This is a genomic window from Martelella mangrovi (genome assembly GCF_040545495.1).
Lineage (GTDB): Bacteria > Pseudomonadota > Alphaproteobacteria > Rhizobiales > Rhizobiaceae > Martelella > Martelella mangrovi.
In genome coordinates this window covers 157,421-173,543 of sequence record NZ_JBEPLY010000011.1, presented here as the reverse complement: position 1 = coordinate 173,543, position 16,123 = coordinate 157,421, and the positions used below count along the sequence as shown (strand labels likewise).

The following is a 16,123-nucleotide window of genomic DNA, read 5'->3' as shown; positions in this document are numbered from 1 at the left end:
TCTGTCTTACCAGATGGCCCACCCGCATCTGGTCAATGACGGCATTATCGGCCCGGCCACCATCGCCCAGCTGCGTCGGGACATGAAGGCGCTGAAGGATGCCGCACAGAAATCCGGTGCATCGGCCGCCGCTTCCGGTGCCATCGCATGGGCTTCCGGCCTGCCGATCGGCTGGATCGTCACCGGAGGTGTCATCATCGCGATTGGCTGGTTCGCCTGGCGTTACCGCGATGTGATCGCACGCCGGATCAACACGCTGACGGGCCATGAGGTGGAGGTATGATCCCGACCATCATCCAATGGCTGGTCAAACTTGGCGCGGGCGGTATTGTCGAACGCGCCATCACGCTCATCGACAAACGGGCGGAACGTGAAAACGACCGTGAGAAGATCCAGGCCGAACTGACGGCGGAATATCTGCGGCAGGTGGTCGAGGAAACCCGCATCATGGCGGATTACAACAAGGCCAAGCTATCGTTCCCGCTCTTCTGGGTTTTGGTGTTCGCCGTTGCCGGCCCGCTGATCCTTTGGGAAATGGCTGTCGTCATCGACAGTATCCCGTATCTCAGGGGCATATTCGGGGACCAGCAGGTTTTTGATCTGCCGACCGGTGCATTGCAGGACGCCTACGCCGCAATGGTCAAATGGGTGTTCTATATCGGCTCGGGCGTCGCCGGGCTTCGCGCAGTTATCAAATAAACGGGGCAGGATATGACGGTCGAGATCGCGCGTCAGCTGGGAGAGGTTCAGGGCAAGCTCGATGCGCTGATCGGGAAGGTGGACGACAATCACAGCGGTCATGAGGAAATCCACGACCGGCTGAACCATGTCGAGTATCAGAACGAACGCCTGCTCGAACAGAACAAGGCGCTGTCAGAGCGCCTCGGTGAAACCGAGGCGTTCGTCGCCGAATACCAGAAGATCAAGCAGATCGGCCGGGGGTATATTCTCGGCGCGGCAATGGCTGGGACCGGGTTTGGTGTGTGGCTTTCCGATGGGCTGATGCAGGTGCTGAAGGCATTGAAGGGCGGGTGAGGCATATTGGGTTCAAAAGCGCTGTTTCGAGGTGGCAATATGAATGACTGCATTGCGCCGCCATTTCGGTCGTTTAGATGTTTGGCTCAAACGCCCATGAGCGGACATTAGCTCAAGCCGCATATGTGATTGAGGCTCCAGTTCAGGGCACCTTCATTCGTGGAAAAAGAACTGCTGATGCGGACGTTTTCGCACCCTCAACAACCAACTTCTCATTGTAAAGCTCGGGTACTTGGATACCAAGTTTTTCGTGTAAGGCTTGAGCTGAGCGTGGCAGGTAAGCAAGCAGGCAACGGGCTACAATTGCCAGACCATATACCTGTTCAGCCAAGGTGGCACCGAGGCGAAGAGACAATTCTTCTCGTTCGTCCTGAGTGAGGTTATTCGTTAACGCCTTGGCATCGACCCACGGAGCGCGTCTAACGAATTGGGCATTTGCTTCACCGACGAATGCGAAAATTTCGGAAAGGCCCGCATGCAGTTCGTACTTTTGGAACGCGCTCGCAACCTGCTCATGCAGGTGTTCTGCCTTTCTTGTGAAGTCGTTTTCCGGCACTGGCGGTACAACCCCACCAAAGGAAGACGACAAGATTGCTAGAACCCGGTTCAGAAGGTTTCCCAATTGCCCACCGAGCTCTCCTGACCAAGCTCTTTCGATCCGCTCATATGAGAAGTCGCCATCCTCTGCGGAGCGGATGTGGCGCAAAAGATAATATCGGAGTGCGTCCGGTGTATTGAAATCTTCAATCACCTTAACTGGGTCTATGCCATTTCCAGAAGATTTCCCGATCTTCTTTCCGTCCACAGTGAGATAGCCATGCACATAGATTGTTGAAGGCAATGACAGACCTGCCGAAAGCAATATCGCTGGCCAGTAAATCGCATGAAACTTGGTAATTCCCTTTCCAACGAAATGGGCGCGTTGGCCACCATTGGCCCAGTAGTGTTCGAAAAGGGGCTGACCAGCGCCATAACCCAACCCGGTGAGATAGTTCGCCAAGGCGTCAAACCAGACATAGATTACATCGTCACCGCCGGGTACCCGTACACCCCATCCACGCGCACGCTCAGAACTGCGTGATACGCTGAAATCGGAAAGGCCACGACGTATGAAGGCCAGTATCTCATTGCGTCTGTGAGCAGGCTTGATCTCAAGAACCTCAGTCTCGACCAATTTCAAAAGCTGTTCTTCGTAGCGTGAGAGCCGGAAAAACCAGTTTTCTTCTCTTACGTTTTCGAGCGGAGCATCGTGCTCCGGGCACTTGCCTTCATTGAGTTCTTCAGCATCGTAGAATTGCTCGCAGCCTACACAATAGAGACCTTCATAAGCTTTGCTATAAAGGTCGCCACTGGCTGAACAGGCATTCCACAACCTGTGAACCCCGCTAGTGTGCTGGTCGTTACAAGCGGTGCGGATAAACGTGTCGTTGGATATATCAAGCCGTTCGCCGAGACTTTTGAACTTCTCGGAATTGGCGTTTACAAAATCTCCAACAGGTTGCCCCGCAAGCTCAGCAGCGCGAACATTCTTTAAACTGTTATCATCTGTTCCGCATTGGAAACGTATATCGTGACCCAGCAAACGGTGATGCCGCGCATAGGCGTCAGCTTGCACAAGCTCGAGGGCAAAACCAACATGGGGCGCTGCGTTGACATATGGAATTGAAGTGGTGATGTAGGTTTTGAACTTGCTCATCGACTATTCCCTAGAGAGTTGGAAATGCCCATGAGGCGGATTGGCCAATAAAAAACCGCCCCAAGGGCGGCTATTGGTGCAAAGGACGCACAGAACCCGCCACGCTATGAGCGCGGCATCATCATCACTGCGATATGAATATAGTTCGTGTCCATAGATGTGAGTTACCAGAGCAAACCAAATTAGGCAAGCGAATGTCAGCTATCGGACATTTGCAATCCCAACCCGCCAGTCTCCTTCCGGCCCCCCTTCAGTCGTAGCTATGAACTCGTAGCGCAAGAAAGCATTTCTGATTTCTACCAATTGATTAGGCCGGTGAAGCGAACACTTCACCGGCCTTTCTCTCTGCCCGGATCCCGGGCGGTCTGCAGCCCGCCAAGGCTGCAAACGACGGGTCACAGTCGCCAAACATAGTCCCGTCCGGCAAGCACAAAGAATCCTCACCGCACCCGGTTGCCTGCGCAGGCGACGCGGTGTGTGGCAGATTCGGACATATCCCACAATGCAAGGAATGATCTCGGTGCGGCCCGTGTCGCCGCCGGCCGCCTATCTTGGCGGCAAAAAACGTCTCGCCAAGCGCGTTTCCTCCATCATCGAACAGACGCCCCATGATCTCTACGCAGAGCCTTTTGTCGGCATGGGCGGCGTATTCTTCCGTCGTTCTCTCGCTGCGCGCTGCGAGGTCATCAACGACTATTCCGGCGACGTGATTACGCTGTTCCGGATACTGCAGCGGCATTATCCGCAGTTCATGGAGGTGATGAAATTCCAGCTCACCTCAAGGAGAGAGTTCGAACGTCTCGCCGCCACGGATCCTGCAACGCTCACCGACCTCGAGCGTTCCGCCCGCTTTCTCTATCTTCAGCGCCTGGCCTTCGGCGGCAAGATCATGGGGCGCAGCTTTGGCGTCGACCGCCATGGACCGGCCCGCTTCGACCTGACCCGGCTTGGGCCGATCCTTGAGGAAATCCATGAGCGTCTGTCCGGTGTTGTCATCGAGAACCTCGACTGGCGCGCCTTCATCGATCGCTATGACAGGGAAGGGGCCTTGTTCTACCTCGATCCACCCTATTATGGCTGCGAGACTGACTACAGCAGGGACAGCTTCAAGCGCGCCGATTTTGCCGAGATGGCGGAACGGCTGGCCGGTATCAAGGGGCGGTTTATTCTCTCGCTGAATGACAGGCCGGAAGTACGGGAAATCTTCTCGGCTTTCGAGTTTGCCGATGTGAAGCTCGACTACACGGTCGGTAGCGGCGCCCAAAAGGCTGTTGGAGAGGTGATTATCGTTGATGCGGGGGATGATCAAGAAGATCGCAACATGCCGCTACTATGAAGGGCTTGTGGTTGGCTAAGGTTGCTCACTATTGCCGTCGTTCTCCAGGCTGGTGTCAGTTGCCGGGTACCCGTAAAGGACTAATCTATCGTAGTCAGGCATCCTGCCGTCGCAAATTATTTTTTTGATGGACTTCGATATAGTCTTCAAAGTGGTAGTCATGACATCAGGTTTATCATTTTTCTTTGATATTGTGCCAGTATGAACCGCTTTTGATGCCTGATCGTAGCATGCCATAACAGACTGAAAAATATGATTCCTTTCATCCGGGTCTAGACCGATGTGAAACGATGAACGTAGGGCCAGCCGATACCTCAATTCATTCTTGTTGCCGTCATTAAGGTACAAAGATTCAAGGCAGACACGCAGAGCTATGGCTTGCTCAACCAAGTCTGTTTCTGAAAGGCAGTCATTGTATTTTCTTAACGGTATCCGGAGTCGGTTTTGTAAGGTCGAAGGGAGAGCTGAAAACTTTTGAAATAGATGTTCCGCGCCCTGCGTTTGGATGCCTATTACAGGCGGTCCGAGTGGGACTGGAGTGCGCCTCGAGTGGGGTGCATAGGAAACACCAAAGTTTCCGCTCGGAACATAGTCGGCAGGAATGATCGCCGTCGCTGCAATTTGAAAGCCTCTGTTCGCGACAACTGCCAAAAGCCCGATCCTATCCTCGATATCTTCAATTGTTGGTGGCTTCTCGATGTTCTTCCAGTCGATCGAATCTCCGGCCTCTTGTATGTGTTTCTGAAGGGAAATCTTCCTCCATAAAATGTAGTCGTCGCTTTCCGCCAGATATCTTCTGTCTTGCATGCTGAATTGCGACAAGGCCCGAACGGGAGAGTGCCAACGATGAGACAACTGTAGTTTGTCGGAAAATGACGCATCATCATCAGAACTTTCGCAATACAACCCCTCCACAATGATGACTTGGTAAGCATCTACATGATCATCGTTTATGTAGCTGTATAGTTCCTCAACGGTCTGCTCAGGCGTTGTCTCCAGAGAGCGCAAAATAAGCCACGAAACGAGTGTCTTGTGATTCAGATGGAGTCCGCCATAGGCAATCCTATGAAAGTAACTCTCATCAAATATCGCGAGACTAGGCGAGTTTCTGACACAATGAAAAACCTCTTCAAACCTACGATCGAAATATGTCAAATAGAGGTCTTGACCATCGGCGTCAGTAGCTAAAAGAAATTGTTTCAATTTGATACCAGAGATAGCACGATTGATCTCCGAAATTAGATTTTGCCTGGCGATATCTATTTCCTTCTCCTTTCACCTAAGCATCTACACGACTGAAGTGCTTTTTCGAGACTATAAGGAATCGACCAAAATCAATTCTTCGTCTGCGAGCGGTACCTGTAGCCTATTCGCCTCATCCCACGGTGCTTGCATCCAGACGTCCATTTCCTCCTTTGTCATCAGGATTACCGGCATTGCTTTTGGATGGATCGGCTTCACCACCGCGTTGGCCTCGCAAGTGAGAAAGCCGAACAGCTCATGCTTGCCCGGACGAGGATTCTTCTGTGAGCCACGTTCGCCCTCCCACGTTGTCCAGATCCCGGCAAAGGCCGCCAGCGGCTTGTCCTCGTTGATGGCAAACCAGCGCTTTGTCTTCTTCGGCTTGGAATTTTCCCATTCGCAAAATGTCGTCCACGGCACCAGGCAGCGGTGTTCCGGGCCCAGCCATCGGCGCCAATGGGGCGAGGTGGTATCGCGGATATTGGTGAGGCCGGTATCCGGTTTGCCTTTGGTGACGAAGGGAGGCGAAGGCATCCCCCATGTGGCAAAGGCCAGCTCCCGCTCGCCATCTGCATTGCGCACAATCGGCGCGGATCGATCCGGATAGCAGTCGCCGTTCAGTTCGGCGCGGTTCGTCAGGTCTCGAGTCGGTTTGAAAAGCTGGCGCACGGCCTCGTGTGTTGTCGTGTTGTTGTAGAGATTGCACACTAGACGTCATCCCCCAGTTTGACCGTCTTCCACACCTGGACCATCCCTGCCGGTCGCCTCACCCTCATATCACCATAATCTCCGACCTTTGGCGAGAGCAGCGCTGTCGTCATATATTCCATCGTGCCGCAGCGCGAGCACGGGAAGGGCGGTTCGTGCGCGTAATGTTGCCAGCCAAAAATCGGCACCAGATCAGAAGCTAGATAATTGATCCGCCGCCGACACCCCCCGCAACGTACCTGTAGAATCATGCCATCTTTGGCCGCATTATCGAGCGTGCGCCACCCTCGGCCGGGCGGCTCTCCAGGTGGAGGCCTTCTTGCGGGCATGGTCTTTTACCTCTTGAGTGTTCCTGTTATGTTCTATTTTCTGAAATGAAGAAAACAGAGTCAAGAACAGGAGAAGCCGCATGGCTCGTACGCAGGCACGGTCAAATCGGAAAAGGAATGCAGAGCGGAAATTTCCTGTCAGCGTACGCATCCTTGTGCCCGAGGGCGGTTATGGTCGCAAAACGACAGAGATGCACCTCTGGCTCAAGGAGCGCTACGGGCTGGAAGGGTTTGCCTGGACTTCAGACAGTATTCCGGGAATTCGCGATGCCAGCAGGTTCTTCTTTCCGAATATAGCCGGAGCAGCCGCATTCATGGAACGGTTTCCCGATCTTGAATACGCCGCCGCTCCCGAGGTCAAATTGTGGGGGTAGTATGGGTGCGGGCGTGATACTGAATGTGTAACAAAATGAGAACCATGCAGGTCGTTTGTCTCTATTTTTCTTTATAAATCAATGCACAATATAATAGGTGCGTGCGCTCCACGCGCACCACAAAGTAGCTGTTTAAATAGTTATAAGATATTGAAATATATTGATTTAGTTTTATGTCCATTTTTCGTGATTGCTGACTGTAGCGTGACGCGCGGTTTTGCAATTTTGACAGCTGGTTTTGCAGCAAACAGATTTTTTCCTTGGGGAAACGCCTCGGGCGGAAACTCTAGATTTCAGATCAGTTAGCATTCGGTGTTTCAGCACCTTGTCCACCCTCGGCCGATCCGAGCGTCTCAGCACAAGCTTCGGCGCTACTCCGATAGTGCTTGTGCCATTCATTCCGGATAAACTCGCGAATTTCCGATACCTTGTCCGGTTCCGATCCGTTGATCACCATGTTAGCGACAATTACATCCATCGCAGGTATCTGTTCCAAATCGCAGTTTGCCACCAACCACTCGGTCCACAGAGCTCCAGAAAGCTTGTCGTCGTAGTCTTGCGCCATTGCTAGGGTAACGGGCACCAAACTGACCAAGATCGTTATCAGGAATTTCATATTAGCCTTACCTCCATACGAACATCAAAGGCATACTAGCCGAAGGTCATTCGCAGTCCACTCGCCATTGTTGTGGATGGAAGCTTTTCGGATAGCTAATGCCCATCCACCCAAAATTACAGGGGGGCCTAGCAAGGCTAGTTACCCGACTTGTCTTCTTGCATTGCCCCACTGATAGGGTCTTCTCAATCCAACGCCGCCACCCGATGGATAGCCCGCGCCGCCGCCAGCAGCGAGGCGAGCCGCTCGATGGTGGCGTCGACCGGGGCGAGGGCGCCGATGGCGCTGTTGCGGCGGCCCTGGCCGATGTCCTCGGCCGCGAGGTCGACCTGGTTCATGATGTCCTCGGCGTCGCGCTGCATGGCCTTGATGATCTGGGTGATGGCGATCTTGTTGTCACTCATGTCGGTCTCCTTTGTTGATGACCGGACCATCGCTCTCGGCGGGGCTGAAGACGAGCAATCGGAGTGCTTCCGTCGGCCGGATGTGAATCAGTTTTGCTGTCACCGGCCTCATTCGGCCGCCACGAGCAAAGGTTTTGCTGGCGTTATGATCACCTCCTTCACGCCCTTCCCATTCCCATCCGAGATCGAATAGGTGCAGTCGACCTCCTCGATCGCAAACCGTGAGAAGGTTTCGAAGACGCCTTGAACGGCGTTTAAGGACAGGATGAAGGTGCCTTGAAGGCCGCTTAAAACCTCCGCCATCGCCTCGAAATCCTCACGGCCGAAGACGCCCGCGCCATAGTCGGCCTCGTTTCCCCAGTAGGGCGGATCGAGATAGAACAGCATGCCCGGCCGGTCGTAGCGGTGGATGAAGTCCTGCCAGGGCAGGCATTCGATGACGACGCCGGCGAGGCGCTCGTGAATGTCCTCCAGCGTCGAGGCGAGCTTGACCAGATTGAAGCGGGCGCCGGTGGTCTTGCTGACGCCGAAGTTCCGGCCGGCGACCTTGCCGCTGAAGGCGAGGCGCTGGAGGTAGAGGAAGCGGGCGGCGCGTTCGAGATCGGTCAGCGTCGTCGGGTCGGTCTTCATCAGCCGCTCGAACTCGCGACGGCCGGAGATCTGGAAGCGGAGTGTGTCCATGAACTGCGGAAAGTGGCGCTGCAGGATGCGGAAGAAGTTGGCGACATCACCGCTGATATCGTTGATCACCTCCGTCTTCGGCTGGCGATTGCGGCGCAGGAACACGCCGCCCATGCCGACGAACGGCTCGGCGTAGCCATCGTGCGGGGTCGCATTGATCTTGCGGATGACGGTTTTCGATAGGATGCGCTTGCCGCCGATATAGCCGGCTGCTGGCGTGACCGGGGCAACCGGCCGCTGATTTACCATTTCCAGTATCTCACGGCTCAGTCACAAGGCCGAGGTCCGTTTTCGGCGGGTACGAGGGCGACGGTTGGCGCTGCAATCTGAAAAGACAGTCCTGCCGCGATGATGTGTTTGCGGGGCTTGATCAAGCTCGTATGAAAAGCCGCCAGCCCATGATGCGGTGGTCTTCACAAAAAAAGCGCGCCGGTTGTCGGCGCGCTTTCTGTTTTGTTTCGTGGGCCCCTGTCGCTGCGATGCGAGGGGCGCATGATCTTATTTTTCGCCCGGGTAGACGAGGCCGATCTGTTTGCGGATGTCGTCAAGCGTGTGCATGATCGCGACCGTCTGGTCGAGCGGCATATAGGTCGAATTCGGTTTGCCGGAGCGCACCAGTTCTTCCATTTCGAAGGCCTGAAACTGCATGCCGCGGTTTTCGACCGTTTCGGCATATTCCTCGATCACGTTGCGCTTGTGGTCGATGACCTTGAAGGAGGTCGGCGTGTACCAGATCGTGTCGATCTCGATGCGCGCGTCCGAACCGTAGATCATCGCCTTGTTGGGGCCGGCGCAATCGAGTGCCGAGACACTGGTCGAAATCGCGTCGCCCGCATGCTTCATGGTCACTGCGATTTCGGCATCGACACCGGTTTCGGTAAACCGCGCCGTCGCCTTGACCTCGCTGGGCGCGCCCAGAATATCGAACATGAAGGAGGTTGGATAAATGCCGAGATCGAGCAGCGCGCCGCCGCCGAGCTCCGGCGCGTTCAGCCGGTGGGCCGGGTCCTTCGGCAAGAACTGGCGATGTTCGGCATGAACAGAGAGAAGCGTTCCCAGCGTACCGGCATCGATGATCTCGTGAATGCGCTTCATGTGCGGCAGGAAACGGGTCCACATTGCTTCGAGCAGGACAAGATTTTTCGCGCGTGCAAGTGAAACCAGTTCTTCGGCCTCACCGGCATTCAGCGTGAACGGCTTTTCGATCAGCACATGCTTTCCCGCTTCCAGCGCCAGCTTTGCGCAGTCGGCGTGATAGGGGTGCGGGGTGGCGACATAGATGATGTCGACATCCGGATCGGAAACGAGCGCTTCATAAGAGCCGTGCGCCTTTGCAATGCCGAAACGGTCGGCAAAGGCTTGGGCCTTTTCCTGCGACCGCGAGCCGGCTGCCGTCACCGTCAGGCCCGAGGCCTGCAGATCCTTGGTGAAAAGCTCGGCGATCAGGCCGGTGGCGAGAATACCCCAGCGAAGTGTATCCTGCATGGCGATGTTTCCTCCTGTTGTGTCATGAATGATTGTATCGGAACGCCTGTCAGCCGGTCATGGCCTCAGCGTGTTGCAGTCGAATACCATTCTCGTCGAAAAAGTGAAGGTTTTCGCTTTTGAAGCCGAGAGGCAGGCTGTCGCCGCGCCGGGCATCGAAATGTCCCGGAACCTTTGCGATGAGGGCATGTTCCATGGCGGGGTCGACATCCATATGCAATACGGTCAGTTCGCCGAGCTTTTCCGCAAACTGCGTCTTGCCGGTCAGGTTCGCCGCGGCCGCATCCACCCGGTAGAGATGTTCCGGCCGGATGCCGGCCTGAATGATTCGGCCATCATCACCGGCCGGAAAAGCGGCGCTGTCGCCGAGCAGAACACTGGTCTCGGCCAGTTTCAGCCGCGCGGTAGCGCCCGAAAGGTCAAGCGTCCCTTTGAGGATGTTCATTTCCGGTGAGCCGATAAAGCGGGCGACGAACAGATTTTGCGGTGTGTCGTAGAGTTCGAGCGGCGTGCCGATCTGCTCGATCCGGCCATCGCGGAACACCACGATCCGGTCGGCCAGCGTCATCGCCTCCACCTGGTCGTGGGTTACATAGATCATGGTCGAATCGGGCATCTTGTCCTTCAGATCCGCGATTTCGATGCGGGTCGCGACGCGAAGCGCGGCATCGAGGTTGGAAAGCGGCTCGTCGAACAAAAACACCTTGGGGTCGCGCGTCACCGCCCGGCCGATGGCAACGCGCTGGCGCTGGCCGCCGGAGAGATTGCGCGGGTGGCGGTCGAGATAGCTTGTCAGTTGCAGCATCTCGGCCGCCCGGCGCACCCTCTTATCGATTTCCGCTTTGGCCATGCCGGAGACCTTGAGCCCGAAGGCCATGTTTTCGTAAACCGTCATATGCGGGTAGAGGGCATAGGACTGGAACACCATGGCAATGCCGCGCTCGCCGGGCGGGATGCCGTTCGAAACTGCGCCATCGATTTTCAGCGTTCCGCTGGTGATTTCCTCAAGCCCTGCAATGATGCGCAGCATTGTCGATTTGCCGCAGCCGGACGGGCCGACGAAAACAACAAACTCGCCCTTTTCGATGTCCAGATCGATGCCGTGAAGCACTTCCACGGAACCGAAGGATTTGGTGATTTTCGAAAGCGAGACACTCGCCATGGTCTATTCCTCCTGTTGGCCGTTCCGGCCGGATGCGCTTCAGCTGCGCTGTGGCGCCTCTTTTGCGCGCCAGGATTCGTATTCGTCACGTGCCGAGGGGTGCAGCGGGTAATATTTTCTCAGGTCTCCGCCCTCCGACAGGCGCAAGCGGGAAAAGTCCTCCCATTCTGCATGTTCGCTGGCCACGGCAAGAACCTTTTCGGCCAGAGAGACGGGCACCGTGACCGCGCCGTCGGCATCGGCAACGATGATGTCGCCAGGCATGACCAGAACGCCGCCGCAGGCAATCGGCACGTTGACGGCGTGGGGGAAGAGGCTGGTCTGTGTATGATAGTTCGGCGTGGTGCCGCGCACCCACATCGGAAGACCGGTTGCCAGCGCCTTGCGGCTGTCGCGAATGCAGCCGTCGACAACGATGCCGGCGCCGCCGCGCCCGGCCATATAGGTGACCATCATCTCGCCGAAAATGCCGCTGCGCATGTCGCCGCGGGCATCGACAACGACGATATCGCCTTCCTCGACCTGATAGAGCACCTGACGGTGCATCTGTGCTTCGGGGTTTTCATATTCATCGATGTCATAAACATCTTCCCGCTTGGGGAGAAACTGCAGCGTCAGGGCAGGGCCGGCAATGGTCGGGATTTCGCGGTTGCCGCAAAAGGGAACCGGTCCGCAAATATAGGGGTCGCGGATGCCGAGCTTGTGCATTTCGCCGCTGATGGTCGCGGTGCCGATATCGGCAAGGGCTTTCACGAGTTCCTTCGGGGGGCGTTCGATTGTTGGAATCTGCATTGATTAGTCCTGTCTGGAAATCGCGGGTCGCGTCTCTTGCGCGCTCGGATCTGTCGTGTTTTTGGTTTTTCGGGCCGGGGGCGGATTTCGCCGCCCCCGGCATTTTCGTGGTGGGAGAGGGGATCAGTTTTCGGCCAGTGCCTCGATCTCGTCGGAGGCCCACTGAACGGCTTCTTCAGGGCTCAGGCCGTCGACCAGCATGCGCTGAACCGAGTTCGAAATGATCTTCGAGGTGTAGACCTCGGAAGCAAGCGGCGTCGGCGCACCCTTGTAGCCGATGGTCAGGCCGTTGCGGGCCAGGTTGTCAAAGTCCGCAAAGGCCGGGTTTTCGGTAAACAGCGGCATGGTGGTGGCCATGCCCGGGAAGATCGGGAACCAGCGGCCGCCGGTGACCTCGATCAGTTCCTGGTAATGCTCGGGCTGGAAGAAGAATTCGATCCATTCCTTGGCAAGATCGGCCTGCTCGGTCTGGCTGGAGACCATCCAGGAGAACGAGCCAAGCATGGTCGAACCGGCGTCCTCACCTTCAACGCCGGCGGGAATGCCGATGAGTGCCGTGTTTTCCAGAAGTTCAGGATCGTTTTCGACCATCCAGGAATAGACGCTGGGCGGGTTCATGATGAAGGCGGCGCGGCCGGTCTGGTAGGCCGTGTTGTTGCCGCCGTCGTCCCAGGTCAGCACCGAACGCGGAATGGTGCCTTCGTCGAACATATCCTTGATATACTGATAGGCGGCAATCGTTTCCGGCGAATTCCATGTCACCGTCGTGTTGTCGTCGGCAAACATGGCGCCGCCAAACGACCAGATCAGGATACGCAGATCGGATTCGGCATCATTGGCGTTGGAGAGCGGCAGGCCGAGACCGGTATATTGCGGGTTCTTTTCGACAATCGCCTGCGAGACTTCGCGCAGTTCCTGCCAGGTCGTCGGCATTTCCATGCCGGCTTCCTCGATCAGGTCCTTGCGGGCAAACATCGGCACGAGATCGATTTCGATCGGAACCGAATGGGCCTCGCCCTCATAAACCGCCTGCGGCACCATGCTCTCGTAGATACCGCCTTCATGTGCACGCATGGTTTCGAGCACGTCGTCGATCGGCTGCGTCATGCCGGCGGCGGCATAATACTGGGTGTTCTGGCCGAGCTGCATGAAGGCATCCGGCGAAGACTGCCCCTCGAACGCCGATGCAAGGCGCTGGGTCAGGACATTGGCCGGGACGATGATGTAGTTGACGTCGATGCCCTTCTCCTCGCCGAATTCCTCGGCCATCTGTCCGATCAGCTTGTCGGCCTGCTGATTGAAGGCCTGAAGCCCCCAGATATTGAGTTCCTGCGCCTGCACGCCGGCCGCAGCCAGAACGACTGCCGAGGCGAGAAGCGTTTGTTTCATGCATTTCATGGTTAGTCCTCCACTTGGTTGAGAAGTCAGCTCCATCATCCCTTCACGCTGCCGGCGGCGAGGCCTTCGACAATGTAGCGCTGGGCGACGATGTAGATGATCAGGATGGGGATGATGGCGATGACCGAACTGGCCATCAGCTGGCCCCATATAAATGTGTCCCCCATGACGAGGCCGGAGAGGCCCGCGGTGAACGTCTTGGCATCGTCCGAGTAGGCGTAGACGAGCGCATAGAGAAATTCGTTCCAGGCATGGGTGAAGGCAAACAGCGCGACCACCGCGATGCCCGGGCGGGCAATCGGCAGAACGACGCGTCTGAGGATCTGGGCGCGGCTGGCGCCATCCATCAGTGCCGCTTCATCGAGTTCCTTCGGGATCGTGGCGAAATAGCTGATCATCATCCAGGTGCAGAACGGCACCGTGAAGGTCAGATAGGCAACGATCAGGCCGGTCTTGGTGTCGATCAGGCCGAGATGCTGAAGCACGAGAAACAGCGGAATGAACAGAAGCGACGGCGGCAGGAGATAGGCCGTCACGATAAGCCGTGCCGTGATCGTGCGCCCCCTGAAACGCATGCGGGCGATCGGATAGGCCGTCATCGCGCCGACCACGGCGGAAATGACGGTGACGCCGATGGCGACCAGGAACGAGTTGATCACGTAGTGCAGAAAGGGCGAGTCAAACAGCGCCGCCTTGTAGTTGGCGAGGGTGAACTGTTCCGGCCAGAGGGTTGGCGGGATCGCGTAGATCTCACGGGATTTCTTGAACGATGTGACGGTAACCCAGTAGACCGGCGCCATCGACCAGAACAGTGCGACGAGAACGCCGATGGCCGTGAGGATGTTGCGGGTGATCTTGGTGTGTTGACGTTCGACCATGACAGGTTCTCCTCAGGCCTCGTCCTGCTTCAGCATGCGCTGGGTCAGCAGGAAGATGAGAATGACAAACACCGGAATGACCGAGACGATCACCGCCGAGCCGAGGCCGAGATGGCTCTGGGTGATGGCGTATTCATAGGCAAGCGTCGGCAGGATATGGGTTCGTCCCGCCGGTCCGCCGCCGGTCAGCACGTAAACCATCTCGAAGGAGTTGAAGGTCCAGATGGTCGACAGCATGACGGTAACGGCGATGACGCCGCGCAGCTGCGGCAGCGTGACCGAGAAGAACCGGCGAACAATGCCGGCGCCGTCGATTGCGGCGGCCTCGTTCAGGTCGGACGGCACCGAGGCAAGTGCTGCGACAAACATCATCGTGAAGAAGGGAAGGCCCTGCCAGACCATGGCGATTGCAATCGAGAACAGTGCGACAGAGGGATCGGAAAGCCAGTAGATCGGACGGTCGGAAAGGCCGAGCTGCAACACCAGATATTGCAGGACGCCGCTTTGCTCGTCGAAAATCCATTTCCACGACAGGCTGGCGATCATGCCGGGAACCGCCCAGGGCAGAAAGGCCAGAGCCCGGATCAGCCCGCGGGCCGGCATTCGCTGCGACAGGAGCACGGCGAAGGTCAGCCCGAGCACCAGCTTTACGGCCACGGTGCCGAGCGTCAGAAACAGCGAATTGAGCGATGCCCGGCCGAAGGTTGCGTCTGAAAACAGCGTCGCGAAGTTGGAGACGCCGTTGAAGGTGCCGCCCTGGGCAATCATGCGGTCTGTAAAGGCGGTGGAAATGCCGTCGACCAGCGGATAGGCGATAAAGGCGGCAAAGATTGCGGCTGCCGGCGCCAGAAAGATATAGGCCATCAGCCAGTCCGGACGGTGACGGCGCGGCCGCACCGGCGCCGGAGGCGTGGAAAAGCCTTCGGGAAGCGGTTTCGGGGCCATGGTGTTCACCGTGCCCGTTCTTTGGCCGCCGCCTCGATAAGCCCGCGCATGTAACCGATGGCGTAAATCCGCCCGAGGCCCTCATAACCCGGATTGGCATTGGGCTCGCCATACATCACCGGCGCATGATCCGGCCGCATGACGCCGTCAAAGCCGATATCCATATAGGCCTTGATGGTTTCATACATGTCGGTCTTGCCCATGCCGTGGAAGGTTTCCCGCAGGTTGCGGGCATCGCCCTCGACATCGCGGAAATGCACGAAGTGAATGCGTCCGTCCTTGCCGAGATTGCGGATTGCAGCCGGAACGTCGGCATCCATCGCAGCAAAATTGGCCTGGCAGAAGGTGATGCCGTTGGCCGGGCTGTCATTGAGCTTCAGGAGCCGTTCGAAGGAGCTGACGCTGCTCATGATCCGGCTGACCCCCATGATCGGTGAAAGCGGCGGGTCGTCGGGGTGCATGGCAAGCTTGACCCCGGCCTTTTCGGCCACCGGAACGGCACGCTTCAGAAAGGCTTCGAGCGTGGTCCAGAGCTGATCCTCGCTGACGATGATGCCCTGGTGGGAGCGCGGGTCCTTTTCGATGATCGAGTGATCGTAGCTCGTGGTCAGCGCGCCGCCGGGAAGGCGCTCGGTCACCGAGGTGCGCATCCAGCCGTGGATCACCATCCAGCTGTAGCAGAGCGTTTCGATGCCGAGCGCGCCCATGTTTTCAATGGTCGCCAGCATCTGCTGCATTTCCTGCTCGCCTTCGGGCTTGCCGAGCTTGAAATTCTCCATCGGCACCCAGCCTTCGAGCACGCGCACCTTGTAGCCAAAATCCTCGAAAGCCTTCATCGACCGGGCCAGCGTCTGCAGGTCCCAGATCGGCACGTCCGGTGTCTGGTCGCGCAGGGCCACGGCATCCTCGACGCACATCTCGCGGCCATAATGCCACTTGGGCGACATTGCGGGCTCAAGACACATTGCAATTTTCACTTTTGATTCCTCCCGGCGCGATCAATCTATGGACAAACAAGAAAAGTTCATATATGAACTTATAA

17 protein-coding genes and 1 pseudogene are annotated in these 16,123 nt (G+C 56.9%); 5 read left to right on the top strand and 13 right to left on the bottom strand.

Annotation, left to right across the window (positions count from 1 at the left end; genetic code table 11):
• The 3 genes and pseudogenes from ABID12_RS15515 to ABID12_RS15505 all read left to right on the top strand — a co-directional run.
• Window positions 1-283 (top strand): annotated as a pseudogene (locus ABID12_RS15515) (glycoside hydrolase family protein); the annotation flags it as partial.
• Window positions 280-699, top strand: a complete 420-nt coding sequence (locus tag ABID12_RS15510) for a hypothetical protein (RefSeq protein WP_354435015.1) — start codon at window positions 280-282, stop codon at window positions 697-699. The pseudogene ABID12_RS15515 and the gene ABID12_RS15510, both read left to right, overlap by 4 nt.
• 12 nt (window positions 700-711) lie before the next feature.
• Window positions 712-1,035 carry a hypothetical protein gene (locus ABID12_RS15505; protein WP_354435014.1) on the top strand — a complete coding sequence of 108 codons (324 nt, stop codon included), beginning with the start codon at window positions 712-714 and terminating at the stop codon, window positions 1,033-1,035.
• A 142-nt stretch (window positions 1,036-1,177) separates the two neighbouring features.
• Here ABID12_RS15505 and metG read toward each other — a convergent pair whose 3' ends face one another.
• The gene (gene metG, locus ABID12_RS15500) at window positions 1,178-2,731 is read right to left on the bottom strand and encodes a methionine--tRNA ligase (protein WP_354435013.1); all 1,554 of its coding nucleotides are present in this window, start codon (window positions 2,729-2,731) and stop codon (window positions 1,178-1,180) included.
• Between the two features lie 511 nt (window positions 2,732-3,242).
• Between metG and ABID12_RS15495 the strand changes: the two genes are divergently transcribed.
• Window positions 3,243-4,067: a DNA adenine methylase gene (locus tag ABID12_RS15495; protein WP_354435017.1), complete on the top strand. Its 825-nt coding sequence runs from the start codon at window positions 3,243-3,245 to the stop codon at window positions 4,065-4,067.
• A gap of 15 nt (window positions 4,068-4,082) precedes the next feature.
• Here the strand turns inward: ABID12_RS15495 and ABID12_RS15490 are convergent, their stop codons facing one another.
• Window positions 4,083-5,270: a hypothetical protein gene (locus ABID12_RS15490; RefSeq protein WP_354435012.1), complete on the bottom strand. Its 1,188-nt coding sequence runs from the start codon at window positions 5,268-5,270 to the stop codon at window positions 4,083-4,085.
• Window positions 5,271-5,381: 111 nt separating this feature from the next.
• Complete coding sequence (locus tag ABID12_RS15485; protein WP_354435011.1) at window positions 5,382-6,017, bottom strand: SOS response-associated peptidase; 636 nt, start codon at window positions 6,015-6,017, stop codon at window positions 5,382-5,384.
• Window positions 6,018-6,426: 409 nt separating this feature from the next.
• On the opposite strand from ABID12_RS15485, the gene ABID12_RS15480 reads away from it, so the two are divergent.
• Window positions 6,427-6,720, top strand: a complete 294-nt coding sequence (locus ABID12_RS15480; protein ID WP_354435010.1) for a hypothetical protein — start codon at window positions 6,427-6,429, stop codon at window positions 6,718-6,720.
• 298 nt (window positions 6,721-7,018) lie between these two features.
• On the opposite strand, the gene ABID12_RS15475 is transcribed toward ABID12_RS15480, so the two are convergent.
• The 10 genes from ABID12_RS15475 to ABID12_RS15430 form a co-directional block, all read right to left on the bottom strand.
• Window positions 7,019-7,336: a hypothetical protein gene (locus ABID12_RS15475; RefSeq protein WP_354435009.1), complete on the bottom strand. Its 318-nt coding sequence runs from the start codon at window positions 7,334-7,336 to the stop codon at window positions 7,019-7,021.
• A 185-nt stretch (window positions 7,337-7,521) separates the two neighbouring features.
• Window positions 7,522-7,740 carry a hypothetical protein gene (locus ABID12_RS15470; RefSeq protein WP_354435008.1) on the bottom strand — a complete coding sequence of 73 codons (219 nt, stop codon included), beginning with the start codon at window positions 7,738-7,740 and terminating at the stop codon, window positions 7,522-7,524.
• Window positions 7,741-7,848: 108 nt separating this feature from the next.
• Window positions 7,849-8,670 carry a DNA adenine methylase gene (locus ABID12_RS15465; protein WP_354435007.1) on the bottom strand — a complete coding sequence of 274 codons (822 nt, stop codon included), beginning with the start codon at window positions 8,668-8,670 and terminating at the stop codon, window positions 7,849-7,851.
• 249 nt (window positions 8,671-8,919) lie between these two features.
• Window positions 8,920-9,906: a Gfo/Idh/MocA family protein gene (locus ABID12_RS15460; RefSeq protein ID WP_354435006.1), complete on the bottom strand. Its 987-nt coding sequence runs from the start codon at window positions 9,904-9,906 to the stop codon at window positions 8,920-8,922.
• A gap of 49 nt (window positions 9,907-9,955) precedes the next feature.
• Window positions 9,956-11,068 carry an ABC transporter ATP-binding protein gene (locus ABID12_RS15455; RefSeq protein WP_354435005.1) on the bottom strand — a complete coding sequence of 371 codons (1,113 nt, stop codon included), beginning with the start codon at window positions 11,066-11,068 and terminating at the stop codon, window positions 9,956-9,958.
• 39 nt (window positions 11,069-11,107) lie between these two features.
• Window positions 11,108-11,860, bottom strand: coding sequence for a ribonuclease activity regulator RraA (locus ABID12_RS15450; protein WP_106301155.1), 753 nt, complete (start codon window positions 11,858-11,860; stop codon window positions 11,108-11,110).
• 123 nt (window positions 11,861-11,983) lie between these two features.
• Window positions 11,984-13,258, bottom strand: a complete 1,275-nt coding sequence (locus tag ABID12_RS15445) for an ABC transporter substrate-binding protein (RefSeq protein ID WP_354435004.1) — start codon at window positions 13,256-13,258, stop codon at window positions 11,984-11,986.
• 35 nt (window positions 13,259-13,293) lie between these two features.
• Entirely contained in the window at window positions 13,294-14,136 is an 843-nt protein-coding gene (locus ABID12_RS15440; RefSeq protein ID WP_354435003.1) for a carbohydrate ABC transporter permease, read from the bottom strand.
• 12 nt (window positions 14,137-14,148) lie between these two features.
• Window positions 14,149-15,081 carry a carbohydrate ABC transporter permease gene (locus tag ABID12_RS15435; RefSeq protein WP_354435002.1) on the bottom strand — a complete coding sequence of 311 codons (933 nt, stop codon included), beginning with the start codon at window positions 15,079-15,081 and terminating at the stop codon, window positions 14,149-14,151.
• 5 nt (window positions 15,082-15,086) lie between these two features.
• Window positions 15,087-16,058: a mannonate dehydratase gene (locus tag ABID12_RS15430; protein ID WP_354435001.1), complete on the bottom strand. Its 972-nt coding sequence runs from the start codon at window positions 16,056-16,058 to the stop codon at window positions 15,087-15,089.
• Between the last annotated feature and the right edge of the window lie 65 nt (window positions 16,059-16,123).